General features: G+C 35.5%; 6 protein-coding genes and 1 pseudogene. 3 read left to right on the forward strand and 4 right to left on the reverse strand.

What is annotated here, in order from left to right; translation table 11 throughout:
• Window positions 1-192: pseudogene (locus OZD62_RS02380) on the forward strand (Sec-independent protein translocase subunit TatB); the annotation flags it as partial.
• Window positions 164-1,546, forward strand: a complete 1,383-nt coding sequence (locus tag OZD62_RS02385) for a PleD family two-component system response regulator (RefSeq protein ID WP_275019354.1) — start codon at window positions 164-166, stop codon at window positions 1,544-1,546. The pseudogene OZD62_RS02380 and the gene OZD62_RS02385, both read left to right, overlap by 29 nt.
• A 122-nt stretch (window positions 1,547-1,668) precedes the next feature.
• Here the strand turns inward: OZD62_RS02385 and OZD62_RS02390 are convergent, their stop codons facing one another.
• From OZD62_RS02390 to OZD62_RS02405, 4 genes are all read right to left on the reverse strand, one after another.
• Window positions 1,669-1,833 carry a hypothetical protein gene (locus tag OZD62_RS02390; protein WP_010962440.1) on the reverse strand — a complete coding sequence of 55 codons (165 nt, stop codon included), beginning with the start codon at window positions 1,831-1,833 and terminating at the stop codon, window positions 1,669-1,671.
• Between the two features lie 172 nt (window positions 1,834-2,005).
• Window positions 2,006-2,728 carry a DNA repair protein RecO gene (gene recO, locus OZD62_RS02395; protein ID WP_010082260.1) on the reverse strand — a complete coding sequence of 241 codons (723 nt, stop codon included), beginning with the start codon at window positions 2,726-2,728 and terminating at the stop codon, window positions 2,006-2,008.
• The gene (locus OZD62_RS02400; RefSeq protein ID WP_007548499.1) at window positions 2,712-2,858 is read right to left on the reverse strand and encodes a hypothetical protein; all 147 of its coding nucleotides are present in this window, start codon (window positions 2,856-2,858) and stop codon (window positions 2,712-2,714) included. The genes recO and OZD62_RS02400 overlap by 17 nt, the downstream gene beginning before the upstream one ends.
• Before the next feature lie 76 nt (window positions 2,859-2,934).
• Window positions 2,935-3,966 (reverse strand): PDDEXK nuclease domain-containing protein, encoded by a 1,032-nt coding sequence (locus OZD62_RS02405; RefSeq protein ID WP_038199734.1) that lies wholly within the window; start codon window positions 3,964-3,966, stop codon window positions 2,935-2,937.
• Between the two features lie 172 nt (window positions 3,967-4,138).
• Between OZD62_RS02405 and OZD62_RS02410 the strand changes: the two genes are divergently transcribed.
• Window positions 4,139-4,759 carry a hypothetical protein gene (locus tag OZD62_RS02410; RefSeq protein WP_022626225.1) on the forward strand — a complete coding sequence of 207 codons (621 nt, stop codon included), beginning with the start codon at window positions 4,139-4,141 and terminating at the stop codon, window positions 4,757-4,759.
• Window positions 4,760-4,880 lie beyond the last annotated feature (121 nt).

The following is a 4,880-nucleotide window of genomic DNA, read 5'->3' on the forward strand; positions in this document are numbered from 1 at the left end:
TATAGGTATTTTACAATTGTAAGGTTAAAAGCCAGAAGGTTATTGAAGGATGCCGGAATTGAAGACTTATATAAAGAGTGTAATACTGAGAAAGTAAATTACATAGTTGGTAAAAATGGTAAGCTTTATCCTACTTACGATATAGATAATACATCTAAAGATAATGACAGCGAAGATTCTGGTAGTAGATGATGTACTATCTAATGTCAAGCTTTTAGAAGCTCGACTAAAAGCAGAGTACTATACGGTTATCGTAGCTCATGATGGTGAAGAAGCTATAGATTTAGTAGCAAAGCAGCAGCCTGATATTATATTACTTGATATCATGATGCCAAAGATGAATGGCTTTGAAGTTTGTAAGGAGCTAAAGAGTGATCCCTTGACAACCCATATTCCAATAATTATGGTAACTGCGCTGCATGATACTCATGATAGAGTGCAAGGTATTAATGCTGGCGCGGATGATTTTCTGACTAAACCAATAAACGAAACTGCTTTATCTTCACGAATTAAGTCTCTCACACGCTTAAAGATGATTATCGATGAATTGCGTTTGAGAGGAGAAACTAACGCTGAGATTGGTGGAGTCGCAGGAAACAGTATTATGGATTATTCCAATCAGATTTTTGATGCTAACGTACTTGTTATAGATGAGGATGTTCATCAAGCAGAGCAGATATATGATATATTAAAGCAACGCTTTAGGTCAATTAAAATACTGAGTGATCCAATGGAAGCATTGAAGGTTGGTATTGAGAATGGTTACGACCTGATCATTTCTGATATGCAATTTTCAAAAACTGACGGCTTGCGTTTGTGTTCTGAGTTTCGTAGTAAGGTGGAAACACGTTATACACCAATTCTGATTCTTTCTGAGGATTATGATAAAAACAATTTAGTAAAAGCACTTGATGTAGGTGCTAATGATTATTTAACAGTACCTTTGGATGAGGGTGAGCTAATAGCAAGGGTTAATTCGCAAGTAAAACGCAAAAGATATCAAGATGCCTTGAGAATGAATTTATTTAATAATGCGGAAATGTCTATAAAGGACCCATTAACTAACTGTTATAATAGAAGATATTTTGATGCACACTTAAGAAACATTGTTAAGGACTCTGTGGAAAAGGATAGAAGGTTGTCTCTTATGATACTTGATATAGACTATTTTAAGATAGTGAATGACAGTTTTGGGCATAGTGCTGGGGATGAACTTTTAAAGCAAATACAGAAAAGAATTTCTGAAAATATCAGAGTGACAGATTTACTAGCTAGGTTTGGTGGTGAGGAGTTTGTTGTTGTAATGCCAGATACCAATGTATCAGATGCGTATACTATTGCGGAGAGAATACGAAAAATTATTGCTAAAAAACCTTTTATACTTGCGGATAAAAATACAACCCACGATGTAACTGTGAGCATTGGAATTGCAGAAATGCAAGAATCTGACCTTGACAATATTAAAGAATTTATAGTACGTGCCGACAAATATTTATATAAAGCAAAAAACAGTGGTAGAAATAGAGTGGTTACTGGCTATAGCTAAAGTGGCTTAAGTTTGCCGACAACCGTCATTCCGCTACTAGTTAGCGGAATCTATGCTGAGATACCGCGAATGAATCGCGGTATGACGGTTCGCGGCAGCATGACGATAAGGTTTATACCTTGTCATTCCAGTGCTTGACACTGGAATCCAGTTTTCCATATAATCTCATCGAAAACGTTGTAACCACTTTCCATGCTAGTTTGCTTGTTCACAAGCAAACTTTTCTGGATCCCAGTGTCTGGGCACTGGGATGACATCATAGGGGCGCTGGGATGACACCCTGACAACCGTCGTCCCGCTGCTTGTTAGCTGGATCTATGCTAAGAGATACCGTGAATAAATCACGGTATGACGGTTCGCGGTGGCATGACGATAAGTTCGTCATCCCGCTACTTGTTAGCTGGATCTATGCTAAGAGATACCGCGAATGAATCGCGGTATGACGTAGGACTGCTAAGATTAAAGCGACAACATGAGGTTTCTCAGCTCTGGAAATTTCACGTTTAACTGCAAAAATAGATACTTATTTAAAAAATATCCTGTGACTTTCAGTCCTAACTGAAATTCTTGGAATGAGTAGCTGTTTTGTAGGTTATTATTGTATACATCATGTAACATTTGTGGAAAAGGTAGGAGTTTATCTGCATAATAATCTCCTACTTTTTTTGACACTGCTCTACCAGTTTTTGGAGAAATAAATTGTAAATTTTCCTTAACACCTGTTACAGCGCATTTGGATAAGTCTAACTTGAATCCCAATTGCGTAAGAAGCAGAAGCTCTAAGTTAAGATAATGGCTTTGCCAAGACTGATTGTTGTGTTTAATTACATCGATGAAATATCGAAAATTGTCATACAGCATGGCACAGGGTTCACTTTCTGGAAGCACTTTTTCTAAAATAGAGGAGAAAGAAACAATAGTAATGCTTTTTAACCTATCTTGAAAGAAATGATGGAATGGAGATTCGATTAATTCGCACTTAAAAAAACCTAGATTTTCAGGTAACTTAGCACTCCATTCTGCATGTAATAGATTACTTATCTGAAACTTATAATTGCTATTGTTTGTTAGCTTAGTTAATCCCCTGCGCTTTCCATGATTTTTTGTAAACAGAGAAAGAATTAAGTTTTTATCGCCGTATTTTTTAGCAGCTATAATGATGCCTTCATCTTTCCATCTCATTTAGAGTGTATTGACCGTATGATATATAGGATAGTGCACCTAGAGCGTGTAATCCATAAAAATCACTTACTCCGTTACTGTTTGCTTCCAAAGTTTCAAGGCTATGAGAGAGTAAGTTATTGGCTGCCACTCTTCTTCCTGAGCCTGATGCATTTCATACTGAGCTTTTGATTTGCTAAATAATTGTTTGAATGATTTTAGTAACATTACTTTTCCTCGTCTGAAATTTTGGATAATTCAGCTTCTAATTCTTCTATCGTCGGTAAAGCTGTTTTTATGTTCTCTGGTAGATTTTCAGTTATTCGATATTCTGCTAGCCCTATTGGCTTGTTCATGTCTCGGAGTGTATATTTAGCAAGTACATCGTCTTTAGATTTACATAAGATTAACCCTATAGAAGGTTGATCTGTCGAGTGCTTCAGTAAATCATCAACTGCAGAAAGATAAAAATTCATTTTACCAGCATATTCCGGCTTAAAATCCTTATCTTTTAGTTCAATCACTACGAAGCAACGTAACTTTAAATGATAGAATAATAAATCAATATAAAAGTCTTTATTACCAACATCTAAATGAAATTGTCTACCAACAAATGCAAATCCTTCACCGAGTTCTAACAGAAATTTTTCCATATGCCCTACGAGTCCTTTTTCTACTTCTCTTTCATGAGCATCCTTACCTATACTTAAAAAATCAAAAATATACGGATCTTTTAATGTGTAATGTGCTAGATCGGATTGTGGAGATGGTAATTTTTCTTTAAAATTAGTTATTGCTTTTCCTTGACGTTTATGTAGTCCAAGTTCTATCTGCATCACCATAATGTTACGTGACCAGCCATGTTCAATAGCTTTTTTTACATAAAATAATCTTATTTCATGACTTTCTATTTTTTCCAAAAGAGTGATATTGTGATACCAAGTTAATTGTGCAAGAGGCTCCTGCACAAATTCAACATCAGGATATTCTTCGGCAAACTTACGCATATACTTCAGATTTCTCATGCTAAAGCCTTTCATTTCTGGAAATGTACTTCTCAAATCCTTACTTAATTGATCAATTACCTTAGCTCCCCAGGTATGTTCTTTTTGGCGTTTTAGGATCTCTGTACCAATATGGTGGTAAAGCAAAATAAGCTTACTATTTACTGCAAGTGCTGCTTTATAACGGTTTGTTGCAATATGATCCTTCAATTGCTCTAAAAATTCTGTATATTCTTTTGCTATAATTTTTGTCATACGGTTCCTTTTAATCCATTATACAATTCCTTTGTCTGTCGAGAAGACAATCTTCCGCTTGCCTTCAGCTTTGAAGGGATTCCTTATTGACTTCAAACTCGTCCATCAACTAAAATATATTGACTTTACGTGCAATATTAGCTTTAAACCAGTAAAACAAGCTGCTTAACATATGCGTTTTTTCTATTCGAATTATATTCTTTTTTTGTCTTTATGTTGTTTTTTGCTTTTTTCGTTATCTTCAACAAAAGCCCAAACGAATGATACGTTAGCTGTTCCTATACCACAAAGGAAAAAAGAAATAGTTGAGCACACTGTTGTAGCACAACCGAGGCAAATTATCGAAATGCAAGAAGAAGTCATTATTAACGAGGGTAAAGAATTCATTCCAATTCCAAAAAGAAAAAAAAGTGTAGAGAAAAAACTAAGAAGGGATGTTAGAGGGGCAAAAAATGAAATAGGAAACGAAAAAAGCGTTGAGAGCAAAAAGGATGAATTAGTTGTAACAGAAATTATTAACTCTATAAGAGACAAGCTCACAAAATGCTGGAGCATTCCTGAAAGCATAGCTTACAAAGAAAATTTTAATATAAAAATTAACTTATTGTTATCCAGTCAAGGCGAGATAATTATGGCGGATGTAGCAGACAGTGATTCCTATCGAAATAATCCACTTTTCAGGTCGATAGCAGATAATGCAATGCGTGCAGTATATAAATGTAGCCCATTGACCGGCTTGCCTACTCAGCACCACCACATTTGGCGTGAAGTAACACTAGATTTTATTCTATAGCTAAAGTAATTCTATAATTTAATAAGCCCACTGTATCCGTTCAGAATAGCAGCAAGGTAGTATAACCATAGAGTAAAAGTGAGTTTACAACAAATGGTGTCATCCCAGTGCTTGACACTGG

Origin of the sequence: Wolbachia endosymbiont of Drosophila seguyi (genome assembly GCF_028981765.1) — a bacterium.
GTDB classification, from domain to species: Bacteria; Pseudomonadota; Alphaproteobacteria; order Rickettsiales; family Anaplasmataceae; genus Wolbachia; species Wolbachia pipientis.